Origin of the sequence: Silanimonas sp. (assembly GCF_027530345.1) — a bacterium.
Lineage (GTDB): Bacteria > Pseudomonadota > Gammaproteobacteria > Xanthomonadales > Xanthomonadaceae > Silanimonas.
Map to the genome: position 1 here is coordinate 13,351 of NZ_JAPZQK010000006.1, position 15,183 is coordinate 28,533.

Annotated in this window: 17 protein-coding genes and 1 tRNA gene; 15 read left to right on the forward strand and 3 right to left on the reverse strand. The window is 71.4% G+C overall.

Features of this window, described 5'->3' with window-relative positions:
- Window positions 1-62: 62 nt before the first annotated feature.
- The 7 genes from O9255_RS03000 (at window position 63) to O9255_RS03030 (ending at window position 7,011) form a co-directional block, all read left to right on the forward strand.
- The gene (locus O9255_RS03000) at window positions 63-1,547 is read left to right on the forward strand and encodes an MFS transporter (protein ID WP_297865353.1); all 1,485 of its coding nucleotides are present in this window, start codon (window positions 63-65) and stop codon (window positions 1,545-1,547) included.
- 13 nt (window positions 1,548-1,560) lie between these two features.
- Window positions 1,561-2,358: an ABC transporter substrate-binding protein gene (locus O9255_RS03005; RefSeq protein ID WP_297865354.1), complete on the forward strand. Its 798-nt coding sequence runs from the start codon at window positions 1,561-1,563 to the stop codon at window positions 2,356-2,358.
- Window positions 2,359-2,377: 19 nt separating this feature from the next.
- Window positions 2,378-3,379, forward strand: a complete 1,002-nt coding sequence (gene dusA, locus O9255_RS03010; RefSeq protein WP_297865355.1) for a tRNA dihydrouridine(20/20a) synthase DusA — start codon at window positions 2,378-2,380, stop codon at window positions 3,377-3,379.
- On the forward strand, window positions 3,376-4,287 hold the full coding sequence (locus O9255_RS03015) for an arginine deiminase-related protein (protein ID WP_297865356.1): 912 nt from the start codon (window positions 3,376-3,378) through the stop codon (window positions 4,285-4,287). The genes dusA and O9255_RS03015 overlap by 4 nt, the downstream gene beginning before the upstream one ends.
- A 106-nt stretch (window positions 4,288-4,393) precedes the next feature.
- Window positions 4,394-4,891: a hypothetical protein gene (locus O9255_RS03020; protein ID WP_297865357.1), complete on the forward strand. Its 498-nt coding sequence runs from the start codon at window positions 4,394-4,396 to the stop codon at window positions 4,889-4,891.
- Window positions 4,892-4,929: 38 nt separating this feature from the next.
- Entirely contained in the window at window positions 4,930-5,610 is a 681-nt protein-coding gene (locus O9255_RS03025) for a response regulator transcription factor (RefSeq protein ID WP_297865358.1), read from the forward strand.
- Window positions 5,611-5,625: 15 nt separating this feature from the next.
- Entirely contained in the window at window positions 5,626-7,011 is a 1,386-nt protein-coding gene (locus O9255_RS03030; protein WP_297865359.1) for an ATP-binding protein, read from the forward strand.
- A gap of 13 nt (window positions 7,012-7,024) precedes the next feature.
- Here O9255_RS03030 and O9255_RS03035 read toward each other — a convergent pair whose 3' ends face one another.
- Both O9255_RS03035 and O9255_RS03040 read right to left on the reverse strand, forming a co-directional pair.
- Entirely contained in the window at window positions 7,025-7,843 is an 819-nt protein-coding gene (locus tag O9255_RS03035) for a M90 family metallopeptidase (RefSeq protein ID WP_297865360.1), read from the reverse strand.
- An 18-nt stretch (window positions 7,844-7,861) separates the two neighbouring features.
- Complete coding sequence (locus O9255_RS03040) at window positions 7,862-8,137, reverse strand: hypothetical protein (RefSeq protein ID WP_297865361.1); 276 nt, start codon at window positions 8,135-8,137, stop codon at window positions 7,862-7,864.
- A 164-nt stretch (window positions 8,138-8,301) separates the two neighbouring features.
- On the opposite strand from O9255_RS03040, the gene O9255_RS03045 reads away from it, so the two are divergent.
- From O9255_RS03045 to O9255_RS03080, 8 genes are all read left to right on the forward strand, one after another.
- Window positions 8,302-10,152: a DegV family protein gene (locus O9255_RS03045; RefSeq protein ID WP_297865362.1), complete on the forward strand. Its 1,851-nt coding sequence runs from the start codon at window positions 8,302-8,304 to the stop codon at window positions 10,150-10,152.
- A complete protein-coding gene (plsY, locus tag O9255_RS03050) occupies window positions 10,149-10,778 on the forward strand; it encodes a glycerol-3-phosphate 1-O-acyltransferase PlsY (protein WP_297865363.1) in 630 nt (209 codons plus the stop codon). The genes O9255_RS03045 and plsY overlap by 4 nt, the downstream gene beginning before the upstream one ends.
- Window positions 10,771-11,541: a biotin--[acetyl-CoA-carboxylase] ligase gene (locus O9255_RS03055; protein WP_297865364.1), complete on the forward strand. Its 771-nt coding sequence runs from the start codon at window positions 10,771-10,773 to the stop codon at window positions 11,539-11,541. The genes plsY and O9255_RS03055 overlap by 8 nt, the downstream gene beginning before the upstream one ends.
- Complete coding sequence (locus tag O9255_RS03060) at window positions 11,528-12,283, forward strand: type III pantothenate kinase (protein WP_297865365.1); 756 nt, start codon at window positions 11,528-11,530, stop codon at window positions 12,281-12,283. The genes O9255_RS03055 and O9255_RS03060 overlap by 14 nt, the downstream gene beginning before the upstream one ends.
- Window positions 12,284-12,328: 45 nt before the next feature.
- A complete protein-coding gene (locus tag O9255_RS03065) occupies window positions 12,329-12,982 on the forward strand; it encodes an SPOR domain-containing protein (protein WP_297865366.1) in 654 nt (217 codons plus the stop codon).
- Window positions 12,983-13,022: 40 nt separating this feature from the next.
- Window positions 13,023-13,098, forward strand: a tRNA-Thr gene (locus O9255_RS03070).
- A 54-nt stretch (window positions 13,099-13,152) separates the two neighbouring features.
- Entirely contained in the window at window positions 13,153-14,073 is a 921-nt protein-coding gene (gene rocF, locus O9255_RS03075; RefSeq protein WP_297865367.1) for an arginase, read from the forward strand.
- An 83-nt stretch (window positions 14,074-14,156) separates the two neighbouring features.
- Entirely contained in the window at window positions 14,157-14,294 is a 138-nt protein-coding gene (locus O9255_RS03080) for an entericidin A/B family lipoprotein (protein ID WP_297865368.1), read from the forward strand.
- A gap of 7 nt (window positions 14,295-14,301) precedes the next feature.
- Here O9255_RS03080 and O9255_RS03085 read toward each other — a convergent pair whose 3' ends face one another.
- On the reverse strand, window positions 14,302-15,099 hold the full coding sequence (locus O9255_RS03085) for a hypothetical protein (protein WP_297865369.1): 798 nt from the start codon (window positions 15,097-15,099) through the stop codon (window positions 14,302-14,304).
- Window positions 15,100-15,183: the final 84 nt, after the last annotated feature.

The following is a 15,183-nucleotide window of genomic DNA, read 5'->3' on the forward strand; positions in this document are numbered from 1 at the left end:
CCCCTGTCGCCGCGCTCCCCCGACCGGTAGTCTCCGCCGACGTCCTGGGAGGGAACGATTCCATGCTGCAGATGCAACAACGGCTGTCGCTGCCGTTCCTCGTGCTGCTCGGCTTGCCGTCGACGGCGATGGGCTTTGCGCTCGCCGTGCAGATTTCCGCGCTCAGCTGGCTGCTGCGCACCAAGTACCAGCTCGACATCCACGAGATCGGCATCGTTTGGGCCGCGGGCCCGCTGGCCGGCATCCTCGGCCAGGTGCTGATCGGCATCGTCAGCGACAAGGTGTGGTTCTGGGGCGGCCGGCGCCGGCCCTTCATCCTCGTGGGCGGCCTGCTCACCGCGCTGTCGCTGATGGCGCTACCGTCGATCGGGCTGATCAACAATGCGCTCGGCCTCGACGCGATCCTCGGCGTGGCGATCACGGTGGCGCTGGCGCTGGACCTCTCGATCAACGTCAGTTTCAACCCGACCCGCTCGCTGATCGCCGACGTCACGCCGGAAGGCCCGCAGCGAACCGCGGCCTATACCTGGATGCAGACCGTTTCCGGCACCTTCGGCGTGCTGGCCTACGCGGTCGGTGCGGTGTTCGGCAACGTCGCGCTGATCTACTTCGGCGTGGTGCTGGTGCTGCTGTTCTCGCTGATTCCCCCGATGTTGATCGCCGAGCCGCGCGCCTTGGCCGGCGCCGAGGCCGAGGCCGCGGACGCCCGCGCCCCGAAGCTCAGCCTCGTCACCGTGTTGCTGCTGATGCGCCCGCTGTGGCCGTTCGCGATCTACGCGGTGGTCGCGATGGGGTTGAAGCTCAGCGGCCATGCCAGCCATTCGATGTGGATCGAAGTCGGGTTCGCCGCGCTGGCCGTTGCCTTCCTTGTGCACGCCCTGATGGAGCGCCAACCCGCCCCGAACACCGCGCGCGAGGACCTGCCGGCCTTCCGCAAAGTGCTGGCCGCGCATGCGCTGTCGTGGATCGGCGTGCAGACGATGTTCGTCTACATGATCGCCTTCGTGCAGCAGCGCTTCCCCGGGCTCGACGACGACGGCACCGGCCGCCTGATGTCCACCGCGTTCCTCGTGCTCAACGCCGTCGGCGCCCTGGTGCCGGCCCTGCTGCTGAACCCGATGGCGCGGCGCTTCGGCGAGGTGCACGTTCATGCCGCCAGCCTCGCGCTGATGGCGATGGGTTTCGCCTTCGTCTATTTCGCGGGGCACAGCGCCACGGCTGTCTACGTGGGCATGGCGGTGATGGGCCTCGGCTGGGGCGCCATCGTCAGCCTGCCGTTCGCGATCTTCTCGCAGTGCGTCGCCCCGGCCCGCATCGGCCTGTACATGGGCGTGTTCAACCTCAGCGTGGTGCTGCCGCAGCTGGCGGTCAGCCTCGGCGTCGGCATGCTGATCGAGCACCTGCCTGACAAGGGCAGCGTGTTCCTGGTCGGCGCGGCCACCGCGGCCCTGTCGGCGATCGCATGGATGGCCGTGAGGCGCGTGCCGCTGGCCGGTGCGCCGGCCGTCGCGGGCACGTCCGCGATGCCGTCCTCCAGCGGGCATTGAGGCGTCCACCTTCGTGCGAGGCCCCCGCCGCATCGTCTGCCTGGTCGAGGAACCGACCGAGGTGCTCTACGCCCTCGGTGAGGACGCGCGGATCGTCGGCATCAGCGGTTTCACCGTGCGCCCGCCGCGGGCCCGCAAGGAGAAGCCCAAGGTCAGCGCCTTCACCAGCGCGAAGGTCGACCAGATCCTCGCGCTGAAGCCCGACCTCGTCATCGGCTTCTCCGACATCCAGGCCGACATCGCCGCCGAACTCGTGCGCCGCGGCGTGGAGGTGTGGATCAGCAACCACCGTTCGGTGGCCGGCATCCTCGATTACGTGCGGCGCCTCGGCGCGATGGTCGGGGCGGCGGCCAAGGCCGAGGCCTACGCCGACGCGCTGGAGCGCGGTGTCGAGGCGGTTGCGGCCAAGGCCAAGGCGTTCCCGGTGCGGCCGCGCGTGTATTTCGAAGAATGGGACGAGCCGCGCATCAGCGGCATCCAGTGGGTGGCGGAGCTGGTGCGGATCGCCGGCGGCGACGACATTTTCCCGGAGCTTGCGGCCGAATCGCTCGCCAAGCAGCGAATTCTTGCGAACGACGGCGAGATCCTCCGGCGCGACCCGCAGGTCGTGTTCGGCTCGTGGTGCGGCAAGAAGTTCCAGCCCGGCACCGTCGCTGCGCGCCCGGGTTGGGCGGGCGTCTCGGCCGTGCGCGACGGCCGGCTGTTCGAGATCAAATCGCCGATCATCCTGCAGCCGGGCCCGGCGGCGTTGACGGATGGGCTGGCGGAAATGCACGCGCACATCACCCGCTGGGTGGCGGCGCGGGGCTGATCCGCCCCAGACTTCGCGCATGACGTCCTTCGACACCCACCCGCCGGTCACCGGTTCGCGCCTCTCGGTCGCGCCGATGATGGACTGGACCGACACCCATTGCCGCAGCTTCCACCGCGTGCTCTCGCCCGGCGTGCTGCTCTACACCGAGATGGTCCACGCGCAGGCGGTGATCCACGGTGACCGCGCGCGCCTGCTCGGTTTCGACGCCAGCGAGCATCCGGTCGCCTTGCAGCTCGGCGGCAGCGACCCGGCGGCCCTCGCCGAGGCCAGCCGCATCGGCGCCGAGTGGGGCTACGACGAGATCAACCTCAACGTGGGATGCCCCTCGGACCGCGTGCAGGCCGGGCGCTTCGGCGCCTGCCTGATGAAGGAGCCGCCGCTGGTCGCCGAGTGCATCGCCGCGATGCAGGCCGCGGTGCGCGTGCCCGTGACGGTGAAGTGCCGGCTGGGCGTCGACGAAGTGGAGGACTACGACGTCTTCCTGTCCTTCATCGACGCGGTGGCCGCCACCGGCTGCCGGCGCTTCATCGTCCATGCCCGCAAGGCCTGGCTGCAGGGCCTCTCGCCGAAGGAGAACCGCGAGATCCCGCCGCTGCGCTACGACTGGGTGCATCGCTTGAAGCGCGAGCGGCCGGATCTCGTCATCAGCATCAACGGCGGCCTGCGCGAGCTGGACGATATCCGTGGCCAGCTGGATCACGTCGACGGCGTGATGATCGGCCGCGCGGCGTACCACGAGCCCTACCGCCTGCACGAATACGCCGTGGCGCTCGAAGGCGAGCCGCCGCGCACGCGCGAGGCTCTGCTGCGCGCCTGGTTCCCGTACGTCGAATCGCAGCTCACCCGCGGCGTCGCGCTGAAACACCTCACGCGCCACATCCTTGGCCTGTTCCACGCCCAGCCCGGCGGCCGCGCCTTCCGGCAGGTGCTGAGCGAAGGCGCGCCCAGGGCCGGCGCGGGTCTCGACCTGCTCGAACGCGCACTCGCCGTCACCCGCAGCCACGAGGCCGCCGCATGATCACCCGCGACCCCGCGCGTTTCTTCGCCTTCGCCGCGCACGCCGCCCCGAATCCGGCGCGGGCCACGCCGAAGGCGGTCTTCCTCGTCGCGCCGGAGGGCATGTCGCTGGCCGCCGAGTCGGCTCAGGACAACGCCTACATGGCGATGGCCGACCGCATCGATCCCGACGGCGCGCTGGCCGAGCACCGGGCGTTGGCCAAGGCGTTGTCGCCCCACGTGCCCGTCGTCACCTTCCCCGGCGACTCCGCCACGCCGGACGCCGTCTTCCCGAACAACGTCTTCGCCAGCGCGCCCGGCCGCCTCGTGATCGGCCACATGAAGCACGCCGTCCGCCAGCGCGAGGCCACGCGCGCCGACATCCGCGGCTTCTTCGCCGAAGCCTTGGGTCGGCGCGAGATCGACCTGTCGCGCCAGCCGGGCATCGCGGAACTCACCGGTTCGCTGGTGATCGACCGCGCCCGCAACATCGGCTACTGCGGACTCTCCGAGCGCTGCGACGAGACCGGCGCCGCCGCCATGCACGCCGCCTTCGGCCTCGACGCCACCCTGGTGTTCGATCTCGCGCCGGGGGAGTACCACACGAACGTCCTGCTGCAGATCTATGCCGGGCGCCTCGCCGTGGCCTGCCCGGACGGCTTCGCCGACCCGGCCGTGGCGCGCGCCATCCTCGAATTCCATGCGCCGCATGCGCTGGCGCTCGACGAGCGCGCGCGGCAGGCCTACGCCGGCAACGGCATCGCCGTTTCGGGCGATGCCGCCTTCCTGAGTGCCCGCGCCGTCGAGGCCCTGTCGGACGTCGAGCGGGCGGCCTTCGCTCGCGCCGGCTTCAACCTGCATGCCGTGCCCCTGCCGGAAATCGAGAAAGCCGGTGGTTCGCTGCGCTGCTGCGTCGGCGAGATCTTCTGAACCGCCGTTGCGCGGCAATCCGGGGTTAAGAGGCAATTCACCCCCCCGCAACCAGACTTCGCCGCATCGCTGGCTCCTGCCGCGCCCGCCCCGCTATCCTCCGCCCATGATCCTTCGCCGCCCGCTGTCGCTCGTCGTCGTCCTGGCCCTCGCGGCCGGAGCGGCGTATGCGCAGCAGGACGCGCCGCCGCCGCCGGCCTTCGATCCCCCGTCGTCGCCGCCGGTCGAGATGCGTCGCTCGGAACTGCCGGAATCGGTGCTGCGCGCCGAGCGGGAAACGGGCGGCCAGGTGCTGCGCGTCGAGTCGATGCAGCGCGACGGCCGCGAGGTGTACCGCCTCAAGGTGCTCACGCCCGATGGCCGCGTGCGGATCATGCGCGACGACCCGCACGAGCGCCGCCGCGAAGCCTGGCGCGAGGCGCGGGCCGATGCCCTGCGTGATCCTTTCGCCGAACCGGACCTCGGGTCTGGAAGCCCGGCCATCGACGCGGATCGTTCCCGCGATCGCCGCGAGGAACGCTTTGAACGCTTCGAGGCGCCGCCGCCGGCCGACCTCGACGTGCCTGAAACCCTGCCGCCCGTCGAACGCGGCGACCGTGACTGATCACCGGCCCTGAGCGCCGGCTTGCCCAAGGAGAGTCCATGCGCATCCTGCTGGTCGAAGACGAAGCCCCGCTGCGTGAAACCCTCGCGGCCCGACTGAAGCGCGAAGGCTTCGCGGTGGACGCCGCCGGCGACGGTGAGGAGGGCCTCTACAACGGCCGCGAAGTGCCGTTCGACATGGCGATCATCGACCTCGGCCTGCCGAAGATGTCGGGCATGGACCTCGTCCGCGCGCTGCGCGCCGAAGGCAAGAAGTTCCCGATCCTGATCCTGACCGCCCGCTCATCGTGGCAGGACAAGGTGGAAGGCCTGAAGTCGGGTGCCGACGACTACCTCGTCAAGCCCTTCCACGTGGAAGAGCTGCTGGCGCGCATCAATGCCCTGCTGCGCCGCGCCGCCGGCTGGAGCAAGCCTTCGCTCGAGTGCGGCCCGGTCAAGCTCGACCTCTCGGCGCAGACGGTCACTGTCGGCGGCAGCTCGGTCGACCTGACGAGCTACGAGTACAAAGTGCTCGAGTACCTGATGCTGCATGCGGGCGAGCTGGTCTCGAAAGCCGACCTCACCGAGCACATCTACCAGCAGGATTTCGACCGCGACTCGAACGTGCTCGAAGTCTTCATCGGCCGCCTGCGCAAGAAGCTCGATCCGGATGGCGAGCTCAAGCCGATCGAGACCGTGCGCGGTCGCGGCTACCGTTTCGCGATCCCGCGCAACGAGTAAGCACGCTTGGGCGTGGTGCGCCGCCGCCTCTCGCTGCAGGCGCGCCAGCTGCTGGCCGCCGGCCTCGCGCTGGTGGCGTTTCTCGGATTGACGGGTTACGCGCTCGACCGCGCCTTCACCGAAGCGGCGCTGAACAGCCAGCGCGAGCGCCTCGACAGTTTCGCGAAGGCCTACCTCGGCGGCGCGGAGACACTACGCTCCGGGGCCATCGTCATGCCGCAGACCGCGCCGGATCCGCGATTCGATCGGCCCGGCGACGGCCTGTACGCCGTGGTGATCGGCGAGAACCTGCGTTGGGAGTCGACCTCGACGCTCGGCCGCATCCTGCCGCCGCCCGAGCCCGGCCCGCCCGGCGACCGTGGCAGGCTGGTTGGCCCGCTGCCCGTCACGGACTCGAGCGGTCGCGAGCTGCAGGTGTACCTGTATTCGATGACCAGGATCATCGAGACGTCGCGCGACGAGATCGAACTGACCTTCGGAATCTACGAGGATGCCGGTTACGTGGCCGGACAGGTCGGGGTGTTCCGCCGCACCCTGTGGGCCTGGCTGGGCGCGGCCGCCATCGTGCTCGCGCTGGTGCAGTCCCTGGCACTGCGCTGGAGCCTTCGGCCCGTCGCCGGCGTCGAGCGGGCGCTGGCCGATGTGCAGCAGGGCAGCGTCGCGCGGCTCGTCGACGAGCATCCGCGCGAGCTGCAGCCGTTGACCGAAAGCATCAACGCCTTGATCGATTCCGAGCGCCGCAACCTCGAGCAGGTGAGACGCACGCTCGGCGACCTCGCGCATTCGCTGAAGACGCCGCTGGCGGTGCTGCAGAGCCGCCTCGAGGCGGGGGCCGCCGGCGACGAGCTGCGCGAGGACGTGCGCACCCAGGTGCAGCGCATGAACGACATCGTCGGCTACCAGCTGTCGCGCGCGGCGCGTTCGGGCCACGTCCTTTATTCGGCGCCGCTGAAGATTGAAGGCACCGCCGAGGAGATCGTGCTCGGCCTCGAGAAGATCTACGCCACGAAGGGCGTGCTGGCCGAATTCGACATCGATGCGGCGGCGCGCTTCCACGGCGAGCTGGGTGACCTGCAGGAGCTGCTCGGCAACCTGTTGGAGAACGCCTTCAAGTGGGCGAAGCGCCGTGTGGCGCTGCAGGTGACGACGCTGCCGGCTTTGCCGGGCAAGCGCAGCGGCGTGGAGTTCGCGGTGGAGGACGACGGCCCCGGCATCGCCGAGGACCAGATCGACCGCGTGCTGCAGCGTGGCGTGCGCGGCGACGAACGCGTGCAGGGCCACGGCATCGGCCTGTCGATCGTCCAGGACATCGTCGCCGCCTACCAGGGCGTGCTCACCGTCGAGCGCTCGGCCGAGCTGGGTGGCGCGCGCTTCATGGCGAGGTTCCCGCCGCAGGGGTGAGGGATTCTCCGGCTCAGGCCGGCGTCGGATCGTCGTCGCGGTCCAGGGCCGGCGGCGGCCCGTAGAACCGCTCGAGGTGAGCCGCCACCGCCGGGAAGGCCGCGCGCAAGCGCTCCGGGTCGGTGAAGTGGTACTCGCTGCAGACGGCGAAGAACTCTTCCGGGGCTTCCGCGGCGTAGGGATCGATGGCGGGTTCGGCCTCGTCGTCGCCCGCCTCGTGGAGGGCATCGAGCTCGGCGTTCAGGGCCTCGAAGGCGGCGCCGAAATCCCGGGCCCAGTCGCGCTGCCAGTCACGCGGCAGGGGCGGCGTGCCGTCCATGACGCCGTCCAGCGCGTCGAGCTTGTGGGCCATTTCGTGGACGACGAGCTGGTAGCCCGGTTCCGGCTCGGCGATCTCGGCGTCGAGGTCGGCCCAGCTGAGCACCATCGGCCCGTGCTGCCAGCTTTCGCCTTCCCGGTCTTCGAAGCCGTCCTCGACGACTTCGAGTTCGTCCATCTCGTGTGGTGCGCCATGCCGTCCATGCTCCACCCGGAAGGCGCCGGGGTGGACGATCACTTCCGACCAACCGCGCAGGCCTGACTCGCCGATGCCGAGCAGGGGTAGGCAGGCGTGGGCGGCCAGGGCCAGCCGGTCGCCGTCGTCGAGGGTCAGGCCGTGGGCCGGGGAGATCGCCTTTCGGTCGAGGAACCGAGCCGTCAGCCCGCGCAAGCGCGCCTGACGCAGTGGGTCGAGGCCTCGAACCAAGGGGGCCCGGGCCAGCAAGGCGGCCCAGTTCGCGTCGTGGATCTCAGGAGGTGGCTTGCGCCAGCGTCGCCACCAGGCCCAGGGCATGCCGGTGCGCGGCGTGGGTCAGCGGAACATGCCCGGCAGCAGGCGGTTCCAGCGCGGCGTGGCGGTACGCACGCTGCCCGGGCTGCGCGCGCTGGCCGTACGGGTCGGCGCAGCCTCGGCATGGCGCGCCGGGGCGTCGGTCGGTGCCGCGGCCTCGGCGGCCGGCGCGGCGGCCGGCTTGGCATCGCAGGCGCTCCGCGCTTCGGCGGCGGGCGCTTCCGCCACCGCTTCGGCGGCAATGCCGGCCATCGGCAGGGCCAGCAGGGCGAGCGACAGGAGGGCGGCGCGGATCATGGCGGTTTCCGTAGGGGGTAGGCCCGGAGAGAGATGCGGTACCGGGCAAACGCGTCGCAGGATCATACGCCGCCAGTGAAGGCCACGCATGGGAGCGCCTTGCCAGCCGCCCATGCTGTCGCGCAGCATGCCGAACCGTGGGGAGTTCCCCCAGACTCCGGCGTATGTCCGCGACCACGCCCTTCGCTTCCCCGCTGCCGCCAGCCGGCCCCATCCGCGCCGCCGCCCTGCGCCACGCGCTGATTGCCGGCGTGCGCCGGGTCATCGCCCGCCGTGACGCGCTGAACAAGATCAACGTGTTCCCCGTGCCCGATGGCGACACCGGCAACAACCTCGCCCTGACGCTGAGCACGGTGCTCACCGGTGCGCTGCAGCGTCGGGCCGGCGGCGTGGGCCGCCTGCTGCGTCGGGTCGGCGACGAGGCCATCGACGGGGCGCGCGGAAACTCCGGCGCCATCCTCGCGCAGTTCTTCAGCGGATTGGCTGATGCCGTCGGTTCGCGGGCTTCGCTCGACCGTCGCGGCCTCGCCGAGGCGGCCCGTGCCGCGTCACGCTCCGCGCGCTCGGCGATGGCCGATCCGAAGGAAGGCACGATGATCAGCGTGATCCATGCCTTCGCCGAGGCGCTGGCGCACGCGGCCGAGCAGGGCGAGCGGCAAGAGCTGCGGGCGTGGTTCGAATCGGCGCTGGCGCAGGCGCGCATCGCCCTCCAGCGCACGCCCGACCAATTGCCGGTGCTGCGCAAGGCCGGCGTGGTCGATGCCGGCGCACAGGGTTTCGTCGACCTGCTGGAAGGTATCGGTGATTTCCTGGCGCGGCGCGGGGCATCGGGCCCTGCCGACGGTGCCGACGATCGCTCCGATCTCGATATCGGCGATGTCCACGATGCGCTGCACGCCGAACTGGACGACATCGATCCGCGCCACCGCTGGTGCACGGAATGCCTGCTGGTCGGCGAGGGCCTCGACCGTGCGGGGCTGCAGGCGGCGATGTCCGACCTCGGCGCCGACTGCGTCGTCGTCGCCGGCGGCGCGCATCGCGTGAAGGTGCACGCGCACGTCGCGCGGCCCTCGGCGATGTTCGAGGCGCTGGGCCGCTTTGGCCGCGTCGAATCGACGAAGGCCGACGACATGCTGGCGCAGGCGCGCACGGCCAGTGCGCCGGGCGGTTGCGTGGTCGTGACCGACAGTTCCGCCGACCTGCCGGATGGCCTCGCGGATGCCCTCAACCTGCACGTCATCCCGCTGCGGGTGAACTTCGGCGAGCAGGACTACCTCGATCGCGTCGGCATCAGTCCCGCCGAGTTCTACGCGCGGCTGCGCCACGAGCACCTGCTGCCGCGCACCAGCCAGCCGCCCGTGGGCGATTTCCGCCGGCAGTTCGATTTCCTGCTCTCGCACCATGCCGAGGTCGTCTACATCGGGCTGTCGCGCGCTGTGTCGGGCACCCTGCAGGCGGCCGAGGCGGCCGCGCAGCGTGGTGATGCGTCCCGAACCCACGTGTTCGACACCGCGAATGCCGCGGGCGGGCAGGCCTTGCTCGCCATCGCCGCCGCCGAGAAGGCCGCGACGGGCGCCGCCGCGGCCGAGGTGCTCGCGCATGTGGCCGCGCTGAAGCCGAAGACGCTCACCTTCGCTCTGGCCCGCGACATCCGCCACGCCGTGCGCGGTGGTCGCGTGCCGCGCTGGGCCGGATGGATCGCTTCGGTGCTGCGCGCTACGCCCATCGCCAGGGTCGTTCCCGAGGGGCGGCTCAAGCCCTGCGCCGCGCTGTTCGGTGAGACGCGTGCCCCGGAGCGCTTCGCGGCGTATGTCGCGAAGCAGGTACCTGCCGGCACGCGCTGGCGCCTGATCGTCGGCCATTGCGACGCGGCCGATGACGCCGCGGCGCTGCTCGCCTCGCTGAAGGCGCGCCTCGACATCGCCGAGGGCTGGCTGGTGGAAACCGGCCCCGCGGTCGGCGCGCATGCCGGCCCCGGGGCGCTGGTCGCCTGCCTGCAGCCGGTGGCGCTGTGAGCCTCGCGACGATGCTCGCGGCCGGCGCCGCGGCCTACCTGCTGGGTTCCATTTCCGGAAGCCTGTGGCTCGGCAAGCTGCGCGGTGTGGACATCCGCACGCAAGGCAGCGGCAATGCCGGCGGCACCAATGCCTTCCGAACGCAGGGTTGGGCCTTCGCGCTCGGCACTGTGCTGATCGATATCGGCAAGGGTGTGGCCGCGGTGGCGCTGATGCGCTGGGCCGGTGGCGATGTGCTGCTGCAGATGCTGGGCGCGCTCCTCGCCGTGGCCGGCCACGTGTGGCCGGTGTTCCACGGCTTCCGGGGTGGCAAGGGCGCGGCCACGCTGGTGGGCGGCCTCGCGTTGCTGTGGCCGATGGCGCTGTTGCCGCTGCTGGGCGTCTGGTTCCTGGTGTTGCTGTCGACCGGCTACGTCGGGCTGGCGACCGTGCTGGCCGGGGTCGCCTTGCCGCTGTGGGCGCTGCTGGAAGGCCGCGACAGCGCGTGGCTGGGCTTCGCCGTGGCGGTGGCCATCCTTCTCGCGTGGACGCATCGCGCCAACCTGCAGCGGCTGCGTGCCGGCAACGAGCACCGCTTCGAGAAGGCGCGGGTCCTCGCGCGACTGTGGGCGCGCCCCGATGCCTGAGGCGTTCGGCGAGCGCGACCTCGCCCTCGATGAGGCGGCGCTCGGCGAACTGGCCGGGCTCCATCACGCCGACACCGTCGATTCGACGCAGGACTGGGCGCTGCGCAGCCCGTTGCCCGCCCGAGGCGCGGCGGTGTTCGTCGCCGACCGCCAGTCGGCGGGTCGCGGACGGCGGGGGCGCGCGTGGCAGACCGATCCCGAAGGCGCGCTGGCCTTCACTGTGCTGCGTCGCTTCGCGCTGCCGCCGATGCGGCTCGCGCCGCTCGGGCCCGCCGTCGGCGTGGCGGTGGCGCGCGCCCTGCACGATGCCGGCGCCTCGGGCCTGCGCCTGAAGTGGCCGAACGACCTCGTCGTCGACGACGCCAAGCTGGCCGGCCTGCTCATCGAAGCCCGCGGCGAGGCCGTGGCCATCGGCATCGGCCTGAACCTGGCGGTTGATGCCGTGCCCGGCGTCGAACAACCGTGGACCGACCTGCGTCGCGCCGGCGTGGCCGACGTCGCGCGCCCTCGCATCCTCGGCGTCGTGCTGCGTGCCCTGCTGCCGGCGCTCGCCGAATTCGAGCGCGAGGGCTTCGCCGCCTTCGCCGAGGATTGGGCGCGCTTCGATGCGCTGGCCGGGAGGCCGGTGCGCGTGCTCGCGGGCGAGCGCGTCGAGGACGGTGTGGCGATCGGCATCGACGCGGGTGGAGGCCTGCGCGTGCGCCATGCCGATGGCGATCGCGTGCACCACGCCGGCGAGGTGAGCGTCCGTGTGGCTGCTTGACCTCGGCAACACGCGGCTGAAGCTGGCCCGTGCTGACGCCTCGGGCCTCGGCCCCGTGACGGCCCTGGCCCATGGCGACGCCGGCTTCGATGCCGCCCTCCGCGACGTATTGGGCCAAGGCGCGCCGGGTGAGGCCGCGTGGCTGGCCAGCGTCGCCCCAGAGGCCGTCCGCCAGCGCGTCGAGGGGGCGCTCGATGCCCGTGGCCTGCGACCACAGCGCGCCGTCACGCGCACCGAGTGCGCGGGCGTGCGTATCGCGTACGCCGACCCCGGGCGTCTGGGCGTCGATCGCTTCCTCGCCCTGCTGGCTGCGCGGGACCTCGGCGGCGACCAGCTGGTGGTGAGCTTCGGCAGCGCGATCACCGTCGATCTCCTCGACGCCCGGGGAATCCACCACGGTGGCCTCATCGGGATCGCCCCCGCGCATGCGCGCCAAGCCTTGGCGGCGCGGTTTCCGGCGCTGGATCGTGGTGACGCGCCCACGCCAGCCGCCGTGGCTTTCGGTGCCGATACCCCCGCTGCCGTCGCCGCCGGCGCGCGCGGGCAGGCCCTCGGCCTCGTCCTCGCTGCATGGGACGACGCCTGCGCCGCGCTGGGTCGACCGCCGTCCCTGCTGGTTGGTGGCGGCGATGCAGCGGCGTTCGCCGATGCCCTGGCGAGACGCCTGTCCACCAGAGTCGTTCATCACGAAGCGATGGTGCTCGAAGGGCTGCGCGTCTACGCCCGGACGGTGGCGGACTGACACCGCCACGCGCGGAGGCCCGCGTCGCGCGGCTACACTGCGCGCATGCTTTCGCGCGGTGCCCTGATCATCCTGCTGTGCCTCAACGTCGCGGCGGCCCTCTGGTGGGGGCTGCATGTGCCGTCGCACGCGGCCGCGCTGCCGGCCATCCAGCCCGGCGTACCGGGCCTCACCCTTTTGGCCGAAGCCGAACCTGATTCGCTGCCCGCCTCGGCGGAGCTGGCCGTGGCGCCCACCCGCATGGACGCCGCCATGGCCTGCCTCTCGGTTGGCCCGTTCGACACGCCCTCGGCCCTGCGCCGAGCGGTCGATGTGCTGGGTGCGAGCGTCGGCAAGCTGCAGTACCGCGAAGCGCAGGTCCAGAGTTCACGCGGCTGGCGCGTTTACGTGCCCGCGGCCGCCACCCGCCGCGACGCCTTGGCGAAGGCGCGCGCGCTGGCCGGGCAGGGCATCCGCGACTACTACGTCGTGACCGCCGGACCGGGCGAGAACACCGTCTCGCTCGGCCTGTTCCGCGAGCAGCAGAACGCCGAGGCCCGTCTCGCGGAAGTGAAGGCGCTGGGCATCGATGCGGTCATGGAGACCGCCAGCGAGGATCGCCAGCAGTGGTGGCTCGAGATCGCGGTCGCCGCCGACTACGACTGGCGCACGCCGCTGGGCGCAGGCAACTGGCAGGCCCGTCCGATTCCCTGTTTCTGATCGCCGTGTCGCTGGGCTGGTTTACACTGCGCGCCCCAGCGCCGGCATAGCTCAGCTGGTAGAGCAACCGCCTTGTAAGCGGTAGGTCGTCCGTTCGATTCGGACTGTCGGCACCACCTCCGCCGTAAGCGCCGTCCGGCCGAACGACGACGCAGCACGAAGGAGTGAGCATGAGTCGTTTTCCGACCGTCGCGCTGATTGGCGCACCCACCGACATCGGCGCCGGCCACCGCGGTGCCGTGATGGGCCCCGAGGCCCTGCGCGTCGCCCGCATTGCCGAGGCCCTGCGCGAGCGCGGCGTCACCGTCGAAGACCGCGGCAACCTGACCGGCCCGATGAATCCGTGGCTGCCGCCGTTGAACGGCTACCGCCACCTGCCGCAGGTGGTGGAATGGAACCTGGCCGCGATGCATGCCGTGGAGGCCGAGCTCGACGCGGGCAACCTGCCGGTGCTTTTGGGGGGTGACCACTGCCTCGGCCTCGGCAGCATCACCGCGGTCGCGCGCTGGTGCCGGCGCGTGGGCAAGAAGCTGCGCGTGATCTGGCTCGACGCGCATGCCGACTTCAACACCTCCGAGGTCACGCCCTCCGGCAACGTCCACGGCATGCCGGTGGCCTGCCTCTGCGGCCTCGGCCCGAAGGAGCTCACGCACCTTGGCGGCAGCGCGCCGGCGATCACGCCCGATGTCGTGCGCCAGATCGGCATCCGCTCCGTCGACGAGGGCGAGAAGAAACTGGTGAAGGAATACGGCCTCGACATCTACGACATGCGCTACATCGACGAGGTCGGCATGAAGCGCGCCATGGACGAGGCGCTGGCCGGCATCGATGCCGACACCCACGTGCACGTGAGCTTCGATGTCGACTTCCTCGACCCGGGCATCGCTCCGGGTGTCGGCACCACGGTGCCGGGCGGCCCGAACTACCGCGAGGCCCAACTGGTCATGGAGATGATCGCCGACACGGGCCGGATGGGTTCGCTCGACATCGTCGAGCTGAACCCCGCCTTCGACAAGCAGAACAAGACCGCGCGACTCGCGGTGGACCTCGTCGAGAGCCTGTTCGGCAAGTCCACCCTGATGCGCGATTGAGTCGGGGGGACGTGCCCCGTCCGCCCCTCCGCCTTCACCCGCCCCGAGGCTAGACTTCGACCACCGTCACAAGGACTCCTGCCATGAAGATCCGCCTGTTCACCGTCGCCGCCCTGGCCCTCTTGGCCCTCACTGCCTGCAACACGATCTCCGGGATCGGCAAGGACGTGAAGAAGGCCGGCGAGGTGGTCACCCGCGAAGCCGAGGAAGCCAAGAACTGAGGCCGGCTCACGGGTCCGGCACGAAACCGCCCGGAAAGGCCCGCGGCTTGCGGGCCAGCCACGGCTGCCGCTCGAATCGGATGACGCCGCGTGCCACCAGCGCCTCGTGGCGGTCGTAGCGAAGGGCGATGAGTTCATCGGCCCGGGCGCTCGCTCGTTCGAATCGCGTCCGCGCGCTGGGTGACCAGCGCCGCTCGCCGTGCGCCGTGCCGAGTGGGGAGATCGGTGAAGGCGCGCCGGCAGCGGCATCGGCCAGCGCTTCGGCGGCGGGAGCCGCTTGGGCGCGTTGGCGTTCGGCGATCGGCGGGGCGGGCATCGGCCACGGTTCCTCGGCCCTCGCCTCGCGGAACACCGCCGCACCGATCACGCCGAGGTCGAAGGGCCGCCCGGTGCGCGCCGCGTAGCTGTCGCCGGCGTGGCTGAATCGGAAGGCCGCGACCTCCTGCATCGACTTCCGCCAGCCGTCGATCTCGGCGCTCGCATAGGGCGCGAGCACGTAGCCGGACTGCGCCGGATCGGCCGACTCGCCCGTCACCACGTTGACGCCATCGACGCTCAGCACGACGAGCACGCGCGTGCTGCCGAGATTGGTGAGCCGCAGGGTGTAGGGCTGGCCGTCCTCGCCGGCCACCCAGGCTTCCCGGCGATGCCGGTGCTGCGGCAGGACGCCGCCGGTGTCGCGATCGATGACCTCAATCCGCACCAGTCGCGCTGCCTCGGGCGTCGTGGGGCGCGGATGGGCGCAGGCGGTCTGGGTGGCCATCAGCAGCGCGACGGCGGCGAGGGTGCGGGGCAGGGTGGGCATCGCGGTTCTCCGTGGGGTTCGGAGCCTTGGAACGCGCTGAGGCATCGAACGGGGTTGGCGATCGGGGCATCGCCGCACGGGCCC